This window comes from Paracoccus shandongensis (assembly GCF_017315735.1).
GTDB lineage: Bacteria > Pseudomonadota > Alphaproteobacteria > Rhodobacterales > Rhodobacteraceae > Paracoccus > Paracoccus shandongensis.
In genome coordinates this window covers 1-20,181 of sequence record NZ_JAFLRK010000003.1, presented here as the reverse complement: position 1 = coordinate 20,181, position 20,181 = coordinate 1, and the positions used below count along the sequence as shown (strand labels likewise).

Annotated in this window: 19 protein-coding genes and 1 pseudogene; 15 read left to right on the top strand and 5 right to left on the bottom strand. The window is 66.4% G+C overall.

The window, feature by feature from the left end; all coding sequences use genetic code 11:
- Positions 1-98 precede the first annotated feature (98 nt).
- The 3 genes from bcoG to JX613_RS03730 are packed head-to-tail and all read left to right on the top strand — an operon-like array spanning position 99 to position 3,470.
- Positions 99-1,022, top strand: coding sequence for a 3-dehydrocarnitine:acetyl-CoA trimethylamine transferase BcoG (gene bcoG, locus JX613_RS03740; RefSeq protein ID WP_207100131.1), 924 nt, complete (start codon positions 99-101; stop codon positions 1,020-1,022).
- On the top strand, positions 1,019-2,452 hold the full coding sequence (locus JX613_RS03735; RefSeq protein WP_207100130.1) for a carnitine 3-dehydrogenase: 1,434 nt from the start codon (positions 1,019-1,021) through the stop codon (positions 2,450-2,452). The genes bcoG and JX613_RS03735 overlap by 4 nt, the downstream gene beginning before the upstream one ends.
- A 34-nt stretch (positions 2,453-2,486) precedes the next feature.
- Positions 2,487-3,470: a GlxA family transcriptional regulator gene (locus JX613_RS03730; RefSeq protein ID WP_207100129.1), complete on the top strand. Its 984-nt coding sequence runs from the start codon at positions 2,487-2,489 to the stop codon at positions 3,468-3,470.
- Here the strand turns inward: JX613_RS03730 and choX are convergent.
- The 3 genes from choX to JX613_RS03715 form a co-directional block, all read right to left on the bottom strand.
- Positions 3,459-4,394 carry a choline ABC transporter substrate-binding protein gene (gene choX / locus JX613_RS03725; RefSeq protein ID WP_207100128.1) on the bottom strand — a complete coding sequence of 312 codons (936 nt, stop codon included), beginning with the start codon at positions 4,392-4,394 and terminating at the stop codon, positions 3,459-3,461. The genes JX613_RS03730 and choX overlap by 12 nt on opposite strands.
- A 276-nt stretch (positions 4,395-4,670) precedes the next feature.
- Positions 4,671-5,723, bottom strand: a complete 1,053-nt coding sequence (locus JX613_RS03720) for a 2,3-butanediol dehydrogenase (RefSeq protein ID WP_207100127.1) — start codon at positions 5,721-5,723, stop codon at positions 4,671-4,673.
- A 60-nt stretch (positions 5,724-5,783) separates the two neighbouring features.
- Entirely contained in the window at positions 5,784-5,939 is a 156-nt protein-coding gene (locus JX613_RS03715; protein ID WP_207100126.1) for a hypothetical protein, read from the bottom strand.
- 686 nt (positions 5,940-6,625) lie between these two features.
- Here JX613_RS03715 and JX613_RS03710 point away from each other — a divergent pair.
- Together JX613_RS03710 and JX613_RS03705 are read left to right on the top strand one after the other, a co-directional pair.
- Positions 6,626-7,324, top strand: a complete 699-nt coding sequence (locus JX613_RS03710; protein WP_207100125.1) for a GntR family transcriptional regulator — start codon at positions 6,626-6,628, stop codon at positions 7,322-7,324.
- A 99-nt stretch (positions 7,325-7,423) separates the two neighbouring features.
- On the top strand, positions 7,424-8,386 hold the full coding sequence (locus JX613_RS03705) for a dihydrodipicolinate synthase family protein (RefSeq protein ID WP_207100124.1): 963 nt from the start codon (positions 7,424-7,426) through the stop codon (positions 8,384-8,386).
- Positions 8,387-8,433: 47 nt separating this feature from the next.
- Here JX613_RS03705 and JX613_RS03700 read toward each other — a convergent pair whose 3' ends face one another.
- Positions 8,434-9,465, bottom strand: a complete 1,032-nt coding sequence (locus JX613_RS03700) for an Ldh family oxidoreductase (protein ID WP_207100123.1) — start codon at positions 9,463-9,465, stop codon at positions 8,434-8,436.
- Between the two features lie 121 nt (positions 9,466-9,586).
- Here JX613_RS03700 and JX613_RS03695 point away from each other — a divergent pair, with 121 nt between their 5' ends.
- The 10 genes from JX613_RS03695 to lhpI all read left to right on the top strand — a co-directional run bounded on the left by JX613_RS03695 (position 9,587) and on the right by lhpI (position 19,490).
- The gene (locus JX613_RS03695) at positions 9,587-11,101 is read left to right on the top strand and encodes an aldehyde dehydrogenase (NADP(+)) (protein ID WP_207100122.1); all 1,515 of its coding nucleotides are present in this window, start codon (positions 9,587-9,589) and stop codon (positions 11,099-11,101) included.
- Between the two features lie 152 nt (positions 11,102-11,253).
- Positions 11,254-12,063, top strand: coding sequence for an ABC transporter substrate-binding protein (locus tag JX613_RS03690; protein ID WP_207100121.1), 810 nt, complete (start codon positions 11,254-11,256; stop codon positions 12,061-12,063).
- Positions 12,064-12,126: 63 nt separating this feature from the next.
- Positions 12,127-12,792, top strand: coding sequence for an amino acid ABC transporter permease (locus JX613_RS03685; RefSeq protein WP_207100120.1), 666 nt, complete (start codon positions 12,127-12,129; stop codon positions 12,790-12,792).
- A gap of 12 nt (positions 12,793-12,804) precedes the next feature.
- Positions 12,805-13,458, top strand: coding sequence for an amino acid ABC transporter permease (locus JX613_RS03680; protein WP_207100119.1), 654 nt, complete (start codon positions 12,805-12,807; stop codon positions 13,456-13,458).
- The gene (locus JX613_RS03675; RefSeq protein WP_207100118.1) at positions 13,451-14,173 is read left to right on the top strand and encodes an amino acid ABC transporter ATP-binding protein; all 723 of its coding nucleotides are present in this window, start codon (positions 13,451-13,453) and stop codon (positions 14,171-14,173) included. Before JX613_RS03680 ends, JX613_RS03675 begins: the two co-directional genes overlap by 8 nt.
- 7 nt (positions 14,174-14,180) lie before the next feature.
- Entirely contained in the window at positions 14,181-15,410 is a 1,230-nt protein-coding gene (locus JX613_RS03670) for an NAD(P)/FAD-dependent oxidoreductase (RefSeq protein ID WP_207100117.1), read from the top strand.
- Position 15,411: 1 nt separating this feature from the next.
- Positions 15,412-16,416 carry a 4-hydroxyproline epimerase gene (locus JX613_RS03665; RefSeq protein ID WP_207100116.1) on the top strand — a complete coding sequence of 335 codons (1,005 nt, stop codon included), beginning with the start codon at positions 15,412-15,414 and terminating at the stop codon, positions 16,414-16,416.
- Between the two features lie 72 nt (positions 16,417-16,488).
- Positions 16,489-16,695 carry a tautomerase family protein gene (locus tag JX613_RS03660; protein WP_207100115.1) on the top strand — a complete coding sequence of 69 codons (207 nt, stop codon included), beginning with the start codon at positions 16,489-16,491 and terminating at the stop codon, positions 16,693-16,695.
- A 12-nt stretch (positions 16,696-16,707) separates the two neighbouring features.
- The gene (locus tag JX613_RS03655; RefSeq protein ID WP_207100114.1) at positions 16,708-17,748 is read left to right on the top strand and encodes a proline racemase family protein; all 1,041 of its coding nucleotides are present in this window, start codon (positions 16,708-16,710) and stop codon (positions 17,746-17,748) included.
- Between the two features lie 50 nt (positions 17,749-17,798).
- A complete protein-coding gene (gene lhpI / locus JX613_RS03650) occupies positions 17,799-19,490 on the top strand; it encodes a cis-3-hydroxy-L-proline dehydratase (RefSeq protein WP_207100113.1) in 1,692 nt (563 codons plus the stop codon).
- 281 nt (positions 19,491-19,771) lie between these two features.
- Here the strand turns inward: lhpI and JX613_RS03645 are convergent.
- Positions 19,772-20,181 (bottom strand): annotated as a pseudogene (locus JX613_RS03645) (putative 2-aminoethylphosphonate ABC transporter permease subunit); the annotation flags it as partial.

Below are 20,181 nucleotides of genomic sequence, written 5' to 3'. Positions count from 1 at the left end.
CAAATCTGACGCCTTTGGACCTATCGGTGAAGAAATAGGACCATTGCGGCACCGGGGGAAGCCCTAGCCTGCCACCAGCCGGAGAGAAGGAAGGTTCCATGCCGCTTGCCATGAACAAGGATGTCTTCATCACCTGCGCCGTCACCGGATCGGGGGCGACGCAGGACCGATCGCCCCATGTGCCGCGCAGTCCGAAGGACATCGCCGACAGCGCCATCGCGGCGGCCAGGGCAGGGGCGGCGGTTGTCCACTGCCATGTGCGCGATCCCGGCACCGGCAAGCCGTCGCGCAGGCTTGATCTGTACCGCGAACTCACCGACCGCATCCGCGAGGCCGAGGTGGATGTGGTCCTGAACCTGACGGCGGGCATGGGCGGCGACATCGTCTTCGGGCACGTCGAGGCACCCTTTCCGGTCAACGCGGCGGGCACCGACATGGTGGGCGCGACCGAGCGCATGGCCCATGTCGCGGAATGCCTGCCCGAGATCTGCACGCTGGATTGCGGCACGATGAACTTTGCCGAGGCCGATTACGTGATGACCAACACGCCCGGCATGTTGCGGGCCATGGGCGGCATGATGACGGCCCTGGGCGTGAAGCCCGAGATCGAGGCCTTCGACACCGGCCACCTGTGGTTCGCCAAGGAACTGGTGCGCGAAGGCACGCTTTCCAGCCCCGCGCTGGTGCAGTTGTGCATGGGGGTGCCCTGGGGCGCGCCGAACGACCTCAACACCTTCATGGCGATGGTGAACGCGGTGCCCGCCGACTGGTGCTGGTCGGCCTTCAGCCTGGGCCGCGACCAGATGCCCTATGTCGCGGCGGCGGTGCTGGCGGGCGGCAATGTCCGTGTCGGGCTGGAGGACAACCTGTGGCTGGGCAAGGGCCAGCTTGCCACCAACGCCCAGTTGGTCGAACGCGCCGCCACCCTCATCGAGACCATGGGCGCGCGCGTCATCGGCCCGCAGGCGGTGCGCGACAAGCTGGGGCTGGTGAAGCGCGCCCCGAAAGGAATGGCGGCATGAGCAGGGCGGCGATCATCGGCGGCGGCGTCATTGGCGGCGGTTGGGCCGCGCGCTTTCTTCTGAATGGCTGGGACGTGGCGGTCTTCGACCCCGACCCGCAGGCCGAACGCAGGATCGGCGAGGTGCTGGCCAATGCCCGCCGTGCCCTGCCCGCGCTTTATGACCGGGTGCTGCCCCCCGAGGGACGCCTGACCTTTCACACGGATCTGGCCGAGGCCGTGAGGGGCGCCGACTGGATCCAGGAAAGCGTGCCCGAAACCCTGGCGCTCAAGCACCGCATCCTGCCCGCCATCCAGGACGCGGCGGGACCGGAGGCGGTGATCGGCTCCTCGACCTCGGGGTTCAAGCCGTCGGACCTGAACGAACCTGGCACGCGCGCCATCGTGGCCCATCCCTTCAACCCGGTCTATCTGCTGCCGCTGGTGGAACTGGTGGGCGATCCCGCAGCCTGCGCCCGCGCGGCCGACATCCTGCGCGGCATCGGCATGTATCCCCTGACCGTCCGCAAGGAGATCGACGCCCATATCGCCGACCGCCTGCTGGAAGCCGTCTGGCGCGAGGCCTTGTGGCTGGTCAAGGACGGCATCGCCACGACCGAGGAGATCGACGAAGCGATCCGCATGGGCTTTGGCATCCGCTGGGCGCAGATGGGCCTGTTCGAAACCTATCGCATCGCGGGCGGCGAGGCGGGAATGGCCCATTTCATGGCCCAGTTCGGCCCCGCGCTATCCTGGCCCTGGACCAGGCTGATGGACGTGCCCGAATTCAACGACGACCTGGTGGACCTGATCGCGTCGCAATCGGACGCCCAGTCGGGGCACCTGTCGATCCGCGACCTGGAACGGCTGCGCGACGACAACGTGGTGGGCATGATCCGCGCCCTGCGGCGCACCGGCAGCGGCGCGGGCGGCGTGGTGCGCGCGCATGAAGGCAGCCTGCCCGCGCCCGGCGAACGCGGCGGCCTGCCGATCACCGTTCTGCGCCAGGTTCCGGTCGGCTGGACCGACTACAACGGCCACATGAACGAAACTCATTATCTTGAAGCAGCCTCGCAGGCGACCGACAGGTTCATGGAGATGATCGGCGCCGATGCCGCCTATGTCGCGGCGGGCCGCAGCTATTTCACGGTCGAAAGCCACATCCGCCATCTGGACGAAATCCACGCGGGCGAGCGTCTGACCATCACCACGCAGGTCTTGTCGGGGCAAGGCAAGCGGCTGCACCTGTTCCACCGCCTGTGGCGCGGCGAGGGCACGCTGGCCGCCACGGTCGAGACGATGCTGCTGCATACCGACCTGTCCACCCGCCGCACCAGCGCGCCCGACGCGGCGGTGGCGGAACGCCTGTCCGTCTGGGCCGCGTCCCACGCGGGGCTGCCCGCCGAGGGCGCGGGACGCTTCGTCGGACAGCCGACCCCCGCCCCGGCCTAGCCTGCGTGGCACGAAGCAGGGGGCACGTGATGGGATGAGCCGCAACGACATGGTCTTCTGCCCTTCCGGCCAGCCGCTGGAGGTCACGATCCTGGTCCTGCCCGACGCCTCGCTGATGAGCATGGCGGCGACGCTGGACCCGATGCGGGCGGCCAACCGGATTTCGGGGCAGCGGCCCTATCGCTGGAAGGTCGTGTCCATGGACGGCCGGTCCGTCGCGACCAGTTGCGGCCTGACATTGCAGGTGGACGGCTGCTTTGCGCCGCAGGACCGTTGCGACATCCTGATCGTGGTCGCAGCCTTCAACGTGGCCGCCCATGCCTCGGCCCCGGTGCTGGCGGCGGTGCGCCAGGGCGCGCGCCGCGCCCGGATGGTCGGCGGGGTCGAGGCGGGCAGCTGGGTTCTGGCGATGGCCGGTCTTCTGGATCAGCGCAGGGCCACCACCCATTGGGAGGATCTGGAGGATTTCGCCGCCCGCTTTCCCCAGGTCCGCGTGATCCCCGACCGCTGGGTGGTGGACGGCGGGGTCTTCACGACGGGCGGCGCGGCGCCGGCGCTGGATTTCATGCTGGCGCTGATCCGCGCCCGGCAGGGCTTTGGCGCGGCCCTGAACGTCGCCAGCCTTTACGTCTATGACGAGGTGCGCCTGCCCTCGGACGCGCAGCCGCTGGTGTCGCTGGGCCGCGACGGCCGGATCGACCCTCGGCTGGCCCAGTCGATCCGCATCATGGAACAGCATATCGACACGCCGCTGACCGTCCACGACATCGCAGGCCGCATCGGCTGCTCGATCCGCACGGTCGAGGTTCTGTTCCGCCGGCTCGCGCAATGCTCTCCGGCGGCCTATTACCTGTCGCTGCGGTTGCAGGCGGCACGGCGGCTGGTCACCGACACGCGCCTGCCCATGGCCGAGATCGCGGTGCGGACGGGGTTTTCTTCCATCGCCTCGCTGTCGCGGGCCTTCCGGCGGCAGTTCGGGCAGGCGCCCTCCGCCGCCAGGCGGGGATCACAGGCCTAGCGTCGCCCGGGCGGCTTCCAGGCCGGGCTGCCCGTCGGCCGTGGTCACGTCCTGAAGCCAGGCGTCCAGGACGGCGGGGTTTTCCTTCAGCCAGCGGCCCGCAGCCTCGCGCCCCTCCATCCCCTCGTCCAGGATATAGGACATCATCACGTCCTCGGCCCCGACGGTGAAGGCCAGGTTCTGCAGGAACCGGCCCAGGTTCGGGCATTCCGCCGACAGGCCCTTGCGCGTGTTCGTCAGCACGGTCGCGGCGCCGTCCCTGGGGCCGAACATGTCGTTGCCGTCGGTCAGGTATTCGATGTCATAGCGCACGTTCATCGGATGCGGCCGCCAGCCGAAGAACAGGATGTCGCCCTTGGCCCCGATGGCGCGTTCCACCTGGGCCAGCATTCCCTGTTCGCTCGATTCGACCAGCTCGAAATCGCCCAGCTCGAAGCCGTTCTCCTCGATCGTCTTCAGGATGGTGGTGTTGGCGCTGCTGCCGGATTCGATCCCATAGATCTTTCCGCCAAGCCGGTCCTTGAACCTGGCGATGTCGCCATAGGTCTTCAATCCGGCTTCATGGGTGCTGGCCGGCACCGCAAAGCCGATCAGCGCCCCTTCCAGGTTGGCGCGCACGACCTCGATATCGCCGGCATCGACCAGCGGCTTCTGGACCGGCTCCTGCAGGGGCATCCAGTTGCCCAGGAAAATGTCGGTGTCGCCCTGCTTCAGCGATTCAAAGGTCACGGCGACCGACAGGACCTGGACCTCGGGCTGGTATCCCAGGGCCTCCAGCACCATCGCCGCCGCCGAGGTCGTCGCGGTGATGTCGGTCCAGCCCACGTCCGAGAACCGGGGGCTCTGGCACTGGTCGGGTTCGGCCGCGTGAAGCTGCGGCAGGACTGCGAAGGATGCGACAAGCGTCACGGCGATCTTCTTCATGGTTGTTCCCTCCCTTGCGGGCGCCGGATGCCGGCGATCCGCTCTGACCCTGCGGGAAAGATACCCTCCTGGCCAGAATGTGGTTGGCCGTTTGCGCGGGATTCTTGCCCCGATGCGCAACGCCTTTGGGCGGGATTTCGGCGGGGTCTTTTCGGCTAACTTGCGCAGGTTCGATATGGTCGTGTTCATCGGTCATCTGCGGGGCAGGCTGGCGCTGGCACCGTCGAATCCAGACAGGAGGTCGGGCACGGGATCCTGCCCCGTGCCCGGCTGCCTTCATTCGGGTGCTTCCACGAGGATCTTCACATGGGATTTCTCCTGGGCCAGCGCCTCGAACCCCTGGTCCACGATGTCGTGGAGGGCAATCCGCCTGGTCACCAGCTTTTCGGCGCTGAAATAGCCCTGCGTCATAAGCTCCATCACGGCGGGATACACGTTGCGATAGGCGATGGTGCCCTGAAGCTGGCGCTCTTTCAGCACGACCGTGTTGGGCTGGAAGGCGGCATCGGTTTCCCAGATCGACACGATCAGGGTCTGGCCCTCGTGCCGGGTGGCATTGATGCATTGCGCAAGAACCTGCGGGACGCCGGTCACCTCGAAGGCGACATGCACGCCGCCGGTGGCCTTGCGGATCAGGGCGACGGCATCGGCCGAGATCGGGTCCGTGGCGGTCGTCGCGCCAAGATCCAGGGCCTTCTGCCGCCGCACCTCGGATGGTTCCACCACATGGATCTGGGCGGCCCCGGCGACGCGCAGGGCCTCGACGACCAGCAGCCCGATCGGACCGGCCCCGAACACCGCCGCCGTGTCACCGGCCCTGATCTTCGACAGCCGCACGGCGTGCAGCGCGACTGCGGCCGGTTCCACCAGCGCGCCCTGTTCCATCGACAGCCCTTCGGGCATCTTGTGGACCATGCGCGCGGGCACCACGGAAAAGGCGGCAAAGCCCCCGTGGCCGCCGGAAAGGCCCACGAAGCCCAGCGAATCGCAAAGGTTGTATTTGCCTTCAAGGCAGGCGGCGCAGGAACCGCAGGCAAAGATCGGCTCGATCGCCACCCGGTCGCCAACCGCCAGACCCGTGACGCCCTGGCCAAGCTCGGTCACGGTGCCGCAGTATTCGTGGCCCATGGTGATCGGCGCCTTGTCATGGCTCAGCGGGTGATCCTTTTCGACCGGCACGAAGATCGGGCCTGCAAGGTATTCATGCAGGTCGCTGCCGCAGATGCCGGTCCAGGCGACCTTGACCTTGACCTCGCCCGCTGCCGGGCTTGGCTCTGCGATGTCTTCGACGCGGATGTCCTTCACGCCATGCCAACGTGCTGCTTTCATCTTTTTCTCCGGATGCTGGGGTGGGCGCGCCCGGCCGCAACCAGCCGGGCGCAAGATCTGTCAGGACAGGTGATGCACCTGCTGCAGGCCATGGACGGGATTTTGGTCGCGGGGGCGATTGCGCTTGTCCAGGATGATCGTCGGCACGCCCAGTTGCCGCAGCAGGGCCGCCGCCCCGATGCCTTCCTGGCTGCCGCCCACCATCACCGTGCGCATGGCTGGGTGTTATGGCCAAGGCTGCCCTCCTCGGCCTCCAGGGCTGTGTTCAGGGTATCAAGCACCTGCTGCCTGCGGGATGTCACGGTCGAATCAAGCATTGCCTCTTCTCCTCATCCTGGCGGAAGTATCGGGGCCGCTTTGCAGGCATTCCACGGAAAGATCGGCAAGGACGCCGGAAAATGGACGCTGCGATGCGGCATGTTGCAGGCGCAACGCCGCGCAACATCTCAGCCGGGCGGCTGCAACCCGGCCTTGCGCAAACGGCACAGGACATGTTCCAGCCGCAGGTCTCCATGACCTGCTCTGGCGGATCTTCGGGATCGCTCGCAGGAGTCGTGGCCTCGATGGGGGCGGGCACGTGCCTCGGCTTCCGCGCCCCCCGCCGAAGTGTTCAAGACCAACCCGCTCGGACGCGGCTGCGGACGCAAGAAACCATCCCGGCGGCCATTGCCGCATCTGGGATGGCGCGTCCAATCCTGGCAGAGTTGCAGCTTTGTCCTCGGGCACTGCCTTTAGGCAAAAGCGCAGACATGGAAAGCGGACCACCCTGGGCTCAGTTGGCCCAAGTGCCCCTTCCCGGGTCGAGGGCTTTTCTGCTCCACTGCAGGGCAAGAGGATTGCAGGGTTAGCGAACTCTAAATATCCAAGTTGTCGACTTCACGGCAGCTTTCAGGAGATCCTTCATGGCCGAGACAGAGACCTTCCCCGACCGCAAGCGTGGATCGGGGGTCAAGCTGGTCTATGACCTGCTGCGCGACGAGATCCTGGACCTGGTCCTGCCCCCGGGCAGCACGATCGACGAGGTGCAATTGGCCGAACGCTTCGGCATGTCGCGGACGCCCATCCGCGAGGCGCTGGTCCGGCTTGCGGGCGAAGGGCTGGTCGAAACGCTGCCGAACCGCTCGACCATGGTGGCCAATATCGACTTTCTCAACCTGCACACTTTCTTCGATGCGCTGACGCTGATGTATCGTGTCACCACACGGCTTGCGGCGACCTATCACCAACCGGCCGAACTGAACGCCATCCGCCAGCATCAGGCCCGGTTTGCTGCCGCGGTCGAGGCGCAGGATGCGCTGGCGATGATCGCCTCGAACCGTGATTTTCATGCCGCCATTGCCGAGGCGGGACGCAATCCCTATTACACCAGCCTGTTCCTGCGGGTGCTGGACGAAGGCCGGCGGTTGCTCCGGCTGTATTACCAATCCTTCGACGACCGCCTGCCGCGCGAATATGTCGATGAGCACGAGGCGATCATCGCCGCCATCGAGGCGCGGGATGTCGAACTGTGCGACCGGCTGGCAAAGGCCCATGCGGACCAGATCGTCCGCCAGATCCAGAAGTTCCTGACGCGCGACCGCCGACAATCCCTGCCACTATGATGTCATGACAAAACTTTGTCGACAAATAAAATGCAGCTAATATGATGCGGGTTCAAGAATCAGAACCCCTGCTCTGCCTGACAGAAGGAGCCATCATTGATGAACACCGGAATTTTCACGGGCGTCATTCCCGCCCTGATGACACCCTGCACCCCTGATCGCCGTCCCGACTACGAGGCTCTGGTCCGCAAGGGGCAGCAGCTGATCGAGGCGGGCATGTCGGCGGTCGTTTATTGCGGCTCGATGGGGGATTGGCCGCTGCTGTCGGACGAACAGCGGATGGAAGGGGTCGAGCGGCTGGTCAAGGCGGGCCTTCCGGTGATCGTGGGCACGGGGGCGGTGAACTCGGCATCGGCCGTGGCCCATGCGGCCCATGCCCGCAAGGTCGGCGTGGCGGGCCTGATGGTCATCCCCCGGGTGCTGTCGCGCGGCCTGTCGGCCACGGCGCAGCGCCACCACTTCAAGGCGATCCTGGCGGCCGCGCCGGACCTGCCCGCGGTGATCTACAACAGCCCCTATTACGGGTTCGAGACAAAGGCCGACCTGTTCTTCGCGCTCAGGGCTGAACATCCGAACCTTGTCGGCTTCAAGGAATTCGGCGGCGCCAGCGCCATGACCTATGCGGCCGAACACATCACCAGCGCCGACGAGAACGTGATCCTGATGGCGGGCGTCGACACAGGCGTCTACCACGGATACGTCAAGTGCGGCGCAACCGGGACCATCACCGGCATCGGCAATGTCCTTCCCAAGGAAGTCCTGCATTTCGTGGCGCTTGCCAAGGCGGCGGCGGCGGGAGACCTGGACGCCCGCACGCGGGCGCGGGAGCTGGGCGAGGCGCTCGAGGTGCTGTCGTCCTGGGACGAGGGGACCGACCTGGTCCTTTATTACAAGCATATGATGGTGCTGCAGGGGGACGCGGAATACACCCTGCATTTCAATGAGACGGATGAATTGACGCCAAGCCAGCGTGGCTGGGCCGAACGGCAGCTGGACCAGTTCAGGACCTGGTACGGCGCCTGGAGCAAGCTGCCCGGGGCCGTCCAATCCTGCAAGGTCTGAGCCTCAGGCGCCCCATGGCCTCTCCGGTCGCGGAGGGGCCACCCCTTTCAGCGTGCCCCGTCCGGCCCGGACGCCAGAAGGCGGTCCAGCTGAGCCACCTCTGCGTCCGACAGCGCGATGCCGTCGGCTTCGGCCTTGGCGCGGGCCGCAAAGCGGCGCTGCGAGGGAAGGCGGGCCCCTTGCCCCTCGATGGCCTCGAGCAGGGCCTCCGCCCGGGCGAAGGGATCACCGGCCCGGCCCGCGGCGAACCGTTCGGGCGACAAGGCCAGGACCAGTTCGCCATGACAGGGCGCCAGCGTCGTGGTGCCCAGGAAATCCAGAACCTCGGGGCTGGTCAGGTCGCCGATCATCACCCCCGCCAGCAGTTCGATCATCGTGCCGATGGCCGATCCCTTGTGCCCGCCGAACGGCATCATCGCGCCCGACAGGGCTGCGTCGGGATCCGTCGTGGGACGGCCCGCCGCGTCCATGGCCCATCCTTCGGGCAGGGGCTTTCCGGCACGGCGGTGCAATTCGATTTCGCCCCGCGCGGCGACCGAGGTGGCAAAGTCGAACACATAAGGATCGCGCCCTGGACGGGGCCAGCCGAAGGCCAGGGGGTTGGTTCCCAGCAGGGGCCGGCTTCCCCCGGCAGGCGCCACGGTCGCATAGCTGGGGCACATCACCAGGGCCGCGAGCCCGTGCCCGGTGACAGCCTCGACCTCGGGCCAGAGGGCGGCAAAATGGGTGCAGTCATTGATCACCAGGGCCGCCAGCCCCAGATCCCGTGCGCGTTCCGCCAGCAGCGGCAGGCCGAGATCGAAGGCCGCGTTCGAAAACCCACCCCGCGCGTTCACCCGGACCAGGGCGCCGTTGCCTGCGGGATCGACCACAGGCACCGCCGTGCCGCTGACCTTCCCGGCCTGCAGGGTCCGCAGCACCCCCTCGACCCTGTAGAGGCCGTGGGACTTGCACCCGTCCCGCTCTGCCGCAACGATCACCCGCGCAAGGGGGGAGGCCTGGACGGCGTTCATTCCCGCCCGGAGAAAGACCTGTTCGACCCGCTGCCGCAGGGCCTCGACGGAGATGATCTGGCTCATCCTGTGTCTCCTGTGTCTGTGAACCACGGTTGATTTTTTGCATACAAGAAATATACATGCCAGGAAAGAGCCCGCGCTTTGTCCGCCGTTCTTTCCCCTTCCATCGACGCAGAGGATGTCCATGACCTTCACCCCCCACGGCAAGCACCTGATCGCAGGCGAGTGGATCGGCACCGAGGCGCGCTTCGCCGATGAGCCTGCCTTCGGTCCCGTCCACGAATTCAGCATGGGCACGGTCGATCTGGTGAACCGCGCAGCGCAAGCCGCCGAGGAGGCCTTCTGGTCCTATGGCCAGGCCAGCCGGGAGGCCCGCGCGGCCTTCCTGGACGTCATCGCGGACGAGATCGAGGCTCGTGCCGAGGCGATCACGGACATCGGCAGCCGGGAAACCGGCCTGCCCGAGGCGCGCCTGCAGGGCGAACGCGGCCGGACCACGGGACAACTGCGGCTGTTCGCGGACCACATCCGCAAGGGCGATTATCTGGACCGCCGCGTCGATCCGGCGCTGTCCGACCGCCAGCCCGCGCCGCGTCCCGAGATCCGCATGATCCAGCGCCCCATCGGCCCCGTGGCGGTCTTCGGGGCCTCGAACTTCCCGCTGGCCTTCTCGACGGCGGGCGGCGACACCGCCGCCGCGCTGGCCGCCGGTTGCCCGGTGGTGGTCAAGGGCCATTCCGCCCATCCCGGCACCGGCGAGATCGTGGCCGAGGCGGTCCATGCCGCGATCGCCAAGACCGGCATCCATCCCGGCGTCTTTTCCCTGATCCAGGGCGGACGGCGCGACGTGGGTCATGCCTTGGTCCAGCACCCGCTGATCAAGGCCGTGGGCTTCACCGGCAGCCTTTCCGGGGGACGGGCGCTCTTCGACCTTTGCGCCGCGCGTCCCGAGCCGATCCCGTTCTTCGGCGAATTGGGCAGCGTCAACCCGATGTTTGTCATGCCCCATGCGGCGCAGGCGCGGGCCGAGGATCTGGGCAAGGGGTGGGCCGCCAGCCTGACCCTGGGTGCGGGCCAGTTCTGCACCAATCCGGGCATCGCCGTGATCACCGACGGCGCGGACGCCGACCGTTTCGTGGCGGCGACCAGGGACGCCCTGGCCCAGGTCGGCCCGCAGACCATGCTGACCGACGGCATCGCCCGCGCCTATCGCGAGGGCAAGCAGCGTTTCGAGGCGCGCAGCGCGGTCACGCCGGTGGTCTCCACCGACAGCCAGGGCCGCCAGGCCAGCCCGAACCTGTATGAAACCACGGCGGAAGCCTATCTCCAGGACCACGCGCTTGGCGAGGAGGTCTTCGGCCCCCTGGGCCTGGTGGTGCGCGTGCGTGACGCGGGCGAGATGGAGCGGCTGGCCAGGGGCCTCAACGGCCAGCTGACCGCCACGATCCACATGGACGACGCGGATCTGGAGGCCGCGCAGAAGCTGCTGCCGGTGCTGGAGCGCAAGGCAGGGCGGGTTTTGGTCAACGGCTTTCCGACCGGCGTCGAGGTGGTCGACAGCATGGTCCATGGCGGGCCTTACCCGGCCTCCACCAACTTCGGCGCCACCTCGGTCGGAACCCTCTCGATCCGCCGCTTCCTGCGCCCTGTCAGTTACCAGAACTTCCCCAAGGCGCTGCTGCCCGAGGATCTGGTCTAGGCGGTCTCCTCAACAGGCAAGGCTTCTTCCAGAAACCTCGTGGACTGTTTGTATACTGTTTGTATTTTTAAATTGCCATTATGCGGGTTTTTGGGAATAGTGACAGGTGGGAATCGGCCGGGAAAGGCCGGACTAACCAACAGGAGAAGGTCATGAAAAAGACTGGGCTTGCCGTTGCCCTGCTGGCTGCCACGGCCGCCATGTCCGCGCCGTCCCTTGCGGACAAGCTGGATGACATCATCGCGTCGGGCACGCTCCGCTGCGCCGTCGTTCTGGACTTCCCCCCGATGGGGATGCGCGACGAAAGCAACAACCCCATCGGGTTCGATGTCGATTACTGCAACGACCTGGCCGCTGCCCTGGGCGTCACGGCCGAGATCGTCGAAACCCCCTTCCCCGAACGGATCCCCGCGCTGATGTCGGGGCGGGTGGATGTGGGCGTGGCCTCGACCTCGGACACCCTGGAGCGGGCCAAGACGGTCGGCATGTCGATCCCCTATTTCGCCTTCCAGATGGCCGTCACCGCCAATGACGCGTCCGGCATCACCTCGTTCGAGGGGATGAAGGGCAAGACCGTGGGCGCCACGGCCGGCACCTTCGAGGCCATCGCCCTTGAAAAGCAGGTCAACGAATGGGGCGAGGGCACCTTCCGTCCCTACCAGACCCAGGCCGATGTCTTCCTGGCGCTGAGCCAGGGGCAGATCGACGCGACCGTGTCCACCTCGACCGTGGCGCAATCGAACGTCAAGAGCGGCAATTTCCCCGGCATCTCGGTCGTGGGCAACGCGCCCTTCGACATCGATTATGTCGCGCTGTTCACCAACCGCGAGGAATACGGCCTGATCAACTATCTGAACCTGTTCGTGAACCAGCAGGTCCGCACCGGCCGCTATGCCGAGCTTTACGAAAAATGGGTCGGCGGCGATCTGCCCTCTCTCACGGTCGACAACGTCTATCGCTGAAGACCGCCGGGGCGGCGCGGGGACGCGCCGCCCTGACGCCTTCCGGCAGCTGCGAGACGGTCCATGTTCAACTACACCTTTCAATGGAAGCAGGCCCTGGCCCGGCTTCCACAGATGCTGGATGGTGCCCTTGTCACCATGCAGATCGCGATCCTGTCCATGGCGATCGGCATCCTGCTTGCAGTCCTGCTGACGATGTTCCGCCTTTCGGGCCTCCGCCTCCTGTCCGCCATCGCCCGGACCTGGGTCGAGATCGCGCGCAACACCCCCGCGCTTTTCCAGATCTACATGGCCCATTTCGGCCTGGGCAGCTTCGGCCTTCACCTCAGCCCCTTTGCCTCGATCCTTCTGGGGATCACCTTCAACAACGCGGGCTACCTGACCGAGAACTTCCGCGGCGCGCTGAAGGCGATCCCCGAGACGCAGACCCGCGCCGCGCGGTCGCTGGGCTTCGGCCAGGGCGGAGCCTTCCGTTATATCGTGCTGCCGCAGATGCTGCGGATCGCCTTTCTGCCGATGACCAACCAGATGGTCTGGGCGATCCTGATGACCTCGCTGGGGGTCACGGTGGGCATGAACAGCGACCTTTACGGTGTCACGCAGGATCTGAACGCGCTGACCTTCCGCACCTTCGAGCTGTTCGCCCTGGCGGCGGTGATCTTCTATCTGATCACCAAGGTCATCACCCTGGGCGCGCGGCTGATCGCCGCCCGCCTGTTCCGGTACTGAAGGGGCTGTCCGATGTTCGACACCGCGCTGACCGCCGCTGATTTCGCCTTTCTCGCCAAGGGGGCGGGCGTGACGATCCTGGTGACCCTGGTTTCGGTGCTTGCCGGAACCGTTCTTGGCATCCTGTTCGGCGTCTTCCGCTATCAGGTGGGGCCGGTCTTGGCCGCGCCCCTGACCTTTGTGCTGGATATCTTCCGGTCGATCCCGCTGTTGATCCAGCTTGTTCTTGCCAATGCCTTCCTGGGCACGATCCTGCGGCTGAACATCTCGGGCTTTGCGGTCGCCTGCATCATCCTGTCGCTGTACACGGCCGCGTTCTGCGCCGAGATCGTGCGCGGCGGCATCGAGGCCGTGCCCGCGACGACGCGCCGCGCCGCACGGTCGCTGGGCATGACCTGGGGCCAGGACATGCGGGAAATCGTGCTGCCCCTTGCCACGCGCGTGGCCCTGCCGTCCTGGATCGGGCTGGCGCTTGGCGTGATGAAGGACTCGGCGCTTGTTTACATCGTCCAGGTGACCGAGCTTCTGAAATCGACCCAGATCCTGATCACCCGCCTGCAGGAACCGCTGCTGCTGCTGATGATCTGCGGGGCCTTCTACTTCGTCATCTCGTTTCCGCTGGCCCGGTTCGGCGGCTATCTGGAAAAACGGTGGTCCAATGATTGAGATCGAAAACGTCCGCAAGTCCTTCGGCGCGCTGGAGGTGCTGAAGGGTATCGACCTGACCGTCAGAAAGGGCGAGGTTGTCACGATCATCGGCGGGTCGGGGTCCGGCAAGTCGACGCTTCTGACCTGCATCAACGGCCTGGAGCCAATCGATTCCGGCCGAATCGTGGTGGACGGGACCGAGGTCCATGCCAAGGCCACCGACCTGAACAAGCTGCGCCGCAGGATCGGCATCGTGTTCCAGCAATGGAACGCCTTCCCGCACCTGACGGTGCTGGAAAACGTGATGCTGGCCCAGGTCAAGGTGTTGAAGCGGTCGAAGCCCGAGGCCGAGGCCGAGGCGGTCAAGCAGTTGAACCATGTGGGTCTGGGCGACAAGCTGAAGGTCTTTCCCTCGCGCCTGTCGGGCGGGCAGCAGCAGCGCATGGCCATTGCCCGCGCGCTTGCCATGTCGCCCGACTACATGCTGTTCGACGAGGTGACATCGGCGCTGGATCCGCAGCTTGTCGGCGAGGTTCTGGACACGCTGCGGATGCTGGCCCGCGAGGGGATGACGATGATCTGCGTCACCCACGAGATGAAGTTCGCGCGCGAGGTGTCGGACCGCGTGGCCTTCTTCCACAAGGGCGTCATGGCCGAGATCGCCCCGCCGGAACAGCTGTTCGGCGCGCCCCAAAACCCGGAATTGCAGAAATTCCTGTCCGCCACCCATTGAGAGCGTCATGAGCAAGTCCGAGATGATCGTGATCGGCGCCGGCGTCGTCGGGCTGTCGGCCGCATTGGCGTTGCAGGCGCGCGGTCTGCCGGTGACCGTGCTGGACCGCGAAGGCCCTGCCGCCGGGGCCTCGGCCGGCAATGCCGGGGCCTTCGCCTTTACCGACATTCTGCCGCTGGCCTCTCCGGGCATCATGCGCAAGGCGCCGCGCTGGCTGCTGGATCCCTGCGGTCCCTTGTCGGTGCCGCCGTCCTATGCGCTGCGGATCGCGCCCTGGATGCTGCGGTTCTGGCGGGCCTGCCATCCGTCGCGGGTTGCGGCATCGACCGCGGCGCAGACCGCGCTGATGGACCTGTCCCGGACGGAACTGGAACCCTTCCTGGCCGCGACCGGCACCCTGCCGATGCTGCGCAAGGAAGGAAACCTGCAGGTTTACGAATCGCAGGCGGAATTCGACGCCTCCTTGCCCGGCTGGCAGGCGCGCGCCGACCACGGCATCGCGTTCCGGCACATGACCGCCGAGGAGATGGCGCAGCTCCAGCCCGGCCTTGCGCCGCGCTTCACCCATGGCACGTTCACCCCCGGCTGGTATTCCATCGCCGATCCGCGCGACTATACCGTCGCCCTGGCGGACCGCTTCCGCGCCAATGGCGGACGGATCACCATTGCCGAGGCGACGGAACTGACCCGTGACGGCGTCATTACCAGCCATGGCCCCCTGCAGGGGCGGGTCGTGCTGGCGGCGGGGGCATTCTCGCACCGGCTGGCGCGCACCCTCGGCGTGCGGATCCCGCTGGAAACCGAACGCGGCTACAACACCACGCTGCCGGGCGATGCCTTCGACCTGCGCACGCAGGTCACCTTCGGCGGGCACGGCTTTGTCGTGACCAGGCTTTCGTCGGGCATCCGCGTCGGCGGCGCGGTGGAACTGGGCGGGCTGACGCTGCCGCCGAACTTCAGGCGGTCGCAGGCGATGCTGGAGAAGGCTGCGTCCTTCCTGCCCGGCCTTCGGACCACCGGCGGCAAGCAGTGGATGGGCTTTCGTCCATCCCTGCCCGACAGCCTTCCCGCGATCGGCCCGCTGCCCGGCCATGGGAACGTGATCTGCGCCTTTGGTCACGGCCATCTGGGCCTGACGCAATCGGCGGGCACGGCGCGGATCGTGGCCGACCTTGCGACCGGGGCCAGGCCCCCCATCGACCTTGCGCCGTTTTCCCCGGCGCGTTTCCGAGGCTGACATGACCCAATACATCTTCCCCTGCATCGACGGCCATACCTGCGGCAATCCCGTCCGCCTTGTCGCAGGCGGCGCCCCGCGCCTGGAAGGCGCGGACATGCTGGAAAGGCGCGCCCATTTCCTGCGCGAGTTCGACTGGATCCGCACCGGCCTGATGTTCGAGCCGCGCGGCCATGACATGATGTCGGGCTCGATCCTGTATCCCCCCACGCGGCCCGACTGCGACGTGGCGGTGCTTTATATCGAGACCTCTGGCTGTCTGCCCATGTGCGGCCACGGCACCATCGGCACCATCACCATGGGGATCGAGAACGGGCTGATCACGCCCCGCACTCCGGGGCGGCTGTCCATCGAGACGCCTGCCGGCAAGGTCGACATCGAATACCGCCAGGAGGGCCGCTTCGTCGAGGAGGTGCGCCTGACCAACGTGCCCGGCTTTCTTTACGCCGAGGGCCTGACGGCCGAGGTCGAAGGCCTGGGCGAGATCGTGGTGGACGTGGCCTATGGCGGCAATTTCTATGCCATCGTCGAGCCGCAGAAGAATTTCCGCGACATGGCCGACCATACGGCGGGCGAACTGATCGGCTGGTCGCCCAGGCTGCGCGCGGCGCTGAACGAAAAATACGACTTCGTCCACCCCGAGCATGCCGCGATCAACGGCCTCAGCCATATCCTTTGGACCGGGGCGCCGACGCAGCCTGGCGCCCATGCCCGCAACGCCGTCTTCTATGGCGACAAGGCCATCGACCGAAGCCCCTGCGGCACCGGCACCTCGGCCCGGATGGCGCAGCTTGCCGCCAGGGGCAAGCTGGCCGTGGGCGATGAGTTCCACCACGAATCCATCATCGGTTCCATCTTCAAGGGCCGGGTCGAGGCGGCGGCAACCGTGGCAAACCGGCCCGCCATCATTCCTTCGATTGCCGGATGGGCGCGCCAGACGGGGCTGAACACGATCTTCATTGACGCCGAACGCGATCCCTTCGCCCACGGCTTTGTCGTGAAATGAGGGCGCCATGACCCGCGCGCGGACCGATACGCCCATGCCCCCGATCCCGAACGCCACCAATCAGGCCTGAAAATGCCCCTTGTCCGCATCGAGCTGTTCCCGGGCCGCAGCCCCGAACTGAAGCAGGAAATCGCCAGCCGCATCACGCAGATGCTGTCCGATGTGGCGGGCATCGCGCCCGGGGCCACGTCGGTCATCTTCCAGGAAACCCCACCGGCGGACTGGTTCGTCGCGGGACGGTCCCATGCCGCAGCAGCGGCGCACGGCCGCATTGATTGACAAGGATTCCCCATGCGCTCTCGTCTTTCCATTTCCGTCATCGGCTGCCATGCCGAGGGCGAGATCGGCGACGTCATCATCGGCGGCGTGCTTCCCCCCGCCGGGGCCACGATGATGGACCGCATGATCGCGATGGAGCGTGATCATGACCACATCCGCCAACTGCTGATCTGCGAACCGCGCGGATCCGTGGCCCGCCACGTCAACCTGATCGTGCCGCCGATCACGCCCGGCTGCGCGGCTGGCGCGATCATCATGGAGCCGACCGAATACGTGCCCATGTCCGGGTCGAACACGATCTGCGTCGCCACGGTGCTGCTGGAAACCGGCATGGTGCCGATGCAGGAACCCGTCACGCGCTTCACGCTGGACATGCCCGGCGGCGTGATCGAGATCACCGCCGAATGCGAGAACGGCAAGTGCCGGTCCGTCACCTTCCGCAACGCCCCGGCATTTGCCGCGCTTCTGGACGGCCCGCTCGAGGTCGAGGGCCATGGCACCATTCCCCTGGATATCGCCTATGGCGGCATGTTCTTCGGGATCGTCGACGCCCAGAGGCTTGGTTTCCAGATTCGCCCCGACGAGGCACGCGATCTGGCCATTCTGGGCGAGAAGATCCGCAAGGCCGCCCGGGACCAGTTCGATGTGGTCCACCCCGATTTCCCGAACGTGCGCGGCGTTTCCATCGTGCAGTTCGCCATGCCGTTCCAGGGCACGGGGCAGGTCACGCGCAACACCTGCATCGTCGCGCCCGGCCGGTCGGACCGCTCGCCCACGGGAACGGGAACATCGGCGCGCATGGCGGTGCTGCAGGCGCGCGGCATGATGGCCGAAGGCGATGTGCTGATCCATGAATCCATCATCGGGTCGCGGTTCATCGGCAAGATCCTGGAAGTCCGGGAAAGCGGCGGAAAGACCACGATCATCCCGCAGATCACCGGCCGGGCCTGGATCACCGGGCAGCACAGCTATTTCCTTGACCCCGAGGATCCCTGGCAGTCAGGCTATATGCTGTCCGACACCTGGGGCATCACGCCCACGCTGAAACAGTGACAAAGGATTGCCTTCCGCTGCGGCGGGGCAAGCCGACCGGAGGCGATTTCATGGCCATGACCGCCTTGGGCATCCTGCCAGGAACCGCGGAAGGCCGGGTCATTTCGTCCAGCGAGGCGCTGAGCTTCTGGGGCGGCGTCGATCCCGCGTCGGCAAGGATCATCGACGTTCATCACCCGCTGCACGGCAGCGTCATCACCGGAAGCATCCTGATGATGCCGTCCACGCGCGGATCCTGCACGGGGTCCGGTGTCCTTCTGGATCTTGTCCTGTCCGGGCGGGGCCCGGCGGCGCTGATCTTTTCGGAACCCGAGGACGTGGCAACCCTGGGGGCGCTGATCGCGTCCGAAATGTTCGGCAAGACGCTTCCGGTGCTGCGGCTGTCGCCCCGGGCCATCGAAGCCCTGGCTTGCGAAAGCACGGCACGGATCGGGCAGGACAGGATCACCGCAGGCACTCTGTCGATCAAGGTCAGCCCGCTTGCCACGGCCTCGCTGGATCTGACCGATGGCGATCGCGCAATGCTGGAAGGCAAGAACGGCACCGCCACCGCGCAGGCGATGCGGATCATCTGCGCCATGGCGTGCCAGCAGGGGGCGGAACGGCTGGTGGACGTGACGCAGGCCCATATCGACGGCTGCATCTATGCCAGCCCCGCAAACCTGACCTTTGCCCAGCGGATGGCGTCGCTGGGGGCGAAAGTGACGGTGCCGACCACGATGAACGCCATTTCGGTCGACCACGACAACTGGCGTCGACAAGGCGTTTCCCCCGATTTTGGCCGACCCGCTCAACGTCTGGCCGATGCCTATGTCAGGATGGGTTGCCGCCCGACCTTCACCTGCTCGCCCTATCTTCTCGACAGCGCACCGGCCAAAGGCGAGTCGATCGCCTGGGCGGAATCGAACGCCGTCATCTATGCCAACAGCGTTCTTGGCGCGCGCACAGCCAAGCACCCCGATTTCCTGGACCTGTGCATCGCGGTGACAGGCCGGGCGCCCTTGTCCGGTGTCTATCTGGACCAGAACCGCAAGGCACGACGCATCATCGACATGGACCTTCCTGCCGGCGTCGATGATGCGTTCTGGCCTTTGGTCGGCTATCTTGCAGGAAAGCTTTCACCGGACCGCATCCCCATCCTTCGGGGGCTGGCACCCGCACATTCCGGCACGGATGAACTGAAGGCCCTGTGCGCGGCCTTCGGCACCACCTCGGCCGCGCCGATGCTGCATGTCGACCAGGTGACGCCCGAAGCGGGGCAAGTCAGGGAAGATGCCGACCATTGCCGGATCACCCTGGCCGACATGGAACAGGGTTGGCGATCCTTGAACGAAGGGCCGGGGAACGTCGATCTTGTCGCCCTGGGCAGCCCGCACGCGTCACTGACCGAATGCCGCGCCCTGGCTCTGGAACTTGCGGGACGCCGGGTCGTGATCCCGACCATCCTGACAAGCGGCAGGGATACGATCATGCTGGCCCGCGCGGAAGGAACCCTGGCGGCGCTGGAGCAGGCGGGTGTCCAGGTCATGCCCGATCTCTGCTGGTGTTCCATCTCGCGGCCGGTTTTTCCTGTTGAAACGCATGCCCTGATGACGAACTCGGGCAAGTACGCCCATTACGGCCCGGGTCTGTCCGGTTGCAGGATCAGGTTCGGAAACTTGCGGCAATGTGTTCAGGCAGGGGTGACAGGACGGGCAAGCGACGAGTTGCCGGTGTGGTTGCAAACCAAGGTATCGGGTTGAGGAGAGCCTTGACGCACTCCACCACCCCGGGCCGGGCGCCGGACGCGATCAACGGCATCGAGGCGCTGACCGACAAGGGCACCGAGGTTCTGGTCACGGGCGGCTGAAGGCGCTGGAGGACGAGAACGCGAAGATGAAGAAGCTGTTTGCCGAGCAAGGATGTCCCGCAGGCGCAAGTTCGAGGGTCTTTTCGGCTCTGCGTGGCGACGTGATCCGGTGGGTGGCCGTGGCGCTGATCGGGGCGGGGAGGCTTGCCGCCCCGCCCCCCTGGCGGGCGCCGTCTAGCGCACCCGCCAGGCTTGCGTGCGGGCCAGCAGCCTGCGCGACAACAGCCCGTGGACCAGCCGGGCGGCGATGTTGGTATAGAAGATCATCATCCCCATCGCCGCCGCCGGGGCGATGTCGCCCGCGTCGTCCATGTTCAGCACCGCGATCGACGCCAGCGCCGTGTGCGTGGAATAGATGAACACCACCGCCGACACCGTGGTCATCGCGTTCACGAACAGATAGATCATGATGTCCAGGATCGCGGGCAGGCAGATCGGCACCGTGACGCGCGCGAAGACCCGGTGGAAGGGCTGGCGCATCGAGGCCGCGACGGGCTCGAATTCCGCGTCGATCTGCTTCAGCGCGGTCAGCGCCGTCAGGTGGCCCACGGTGTAGAAATGCGTGACCGTGGACAGCACCAGGA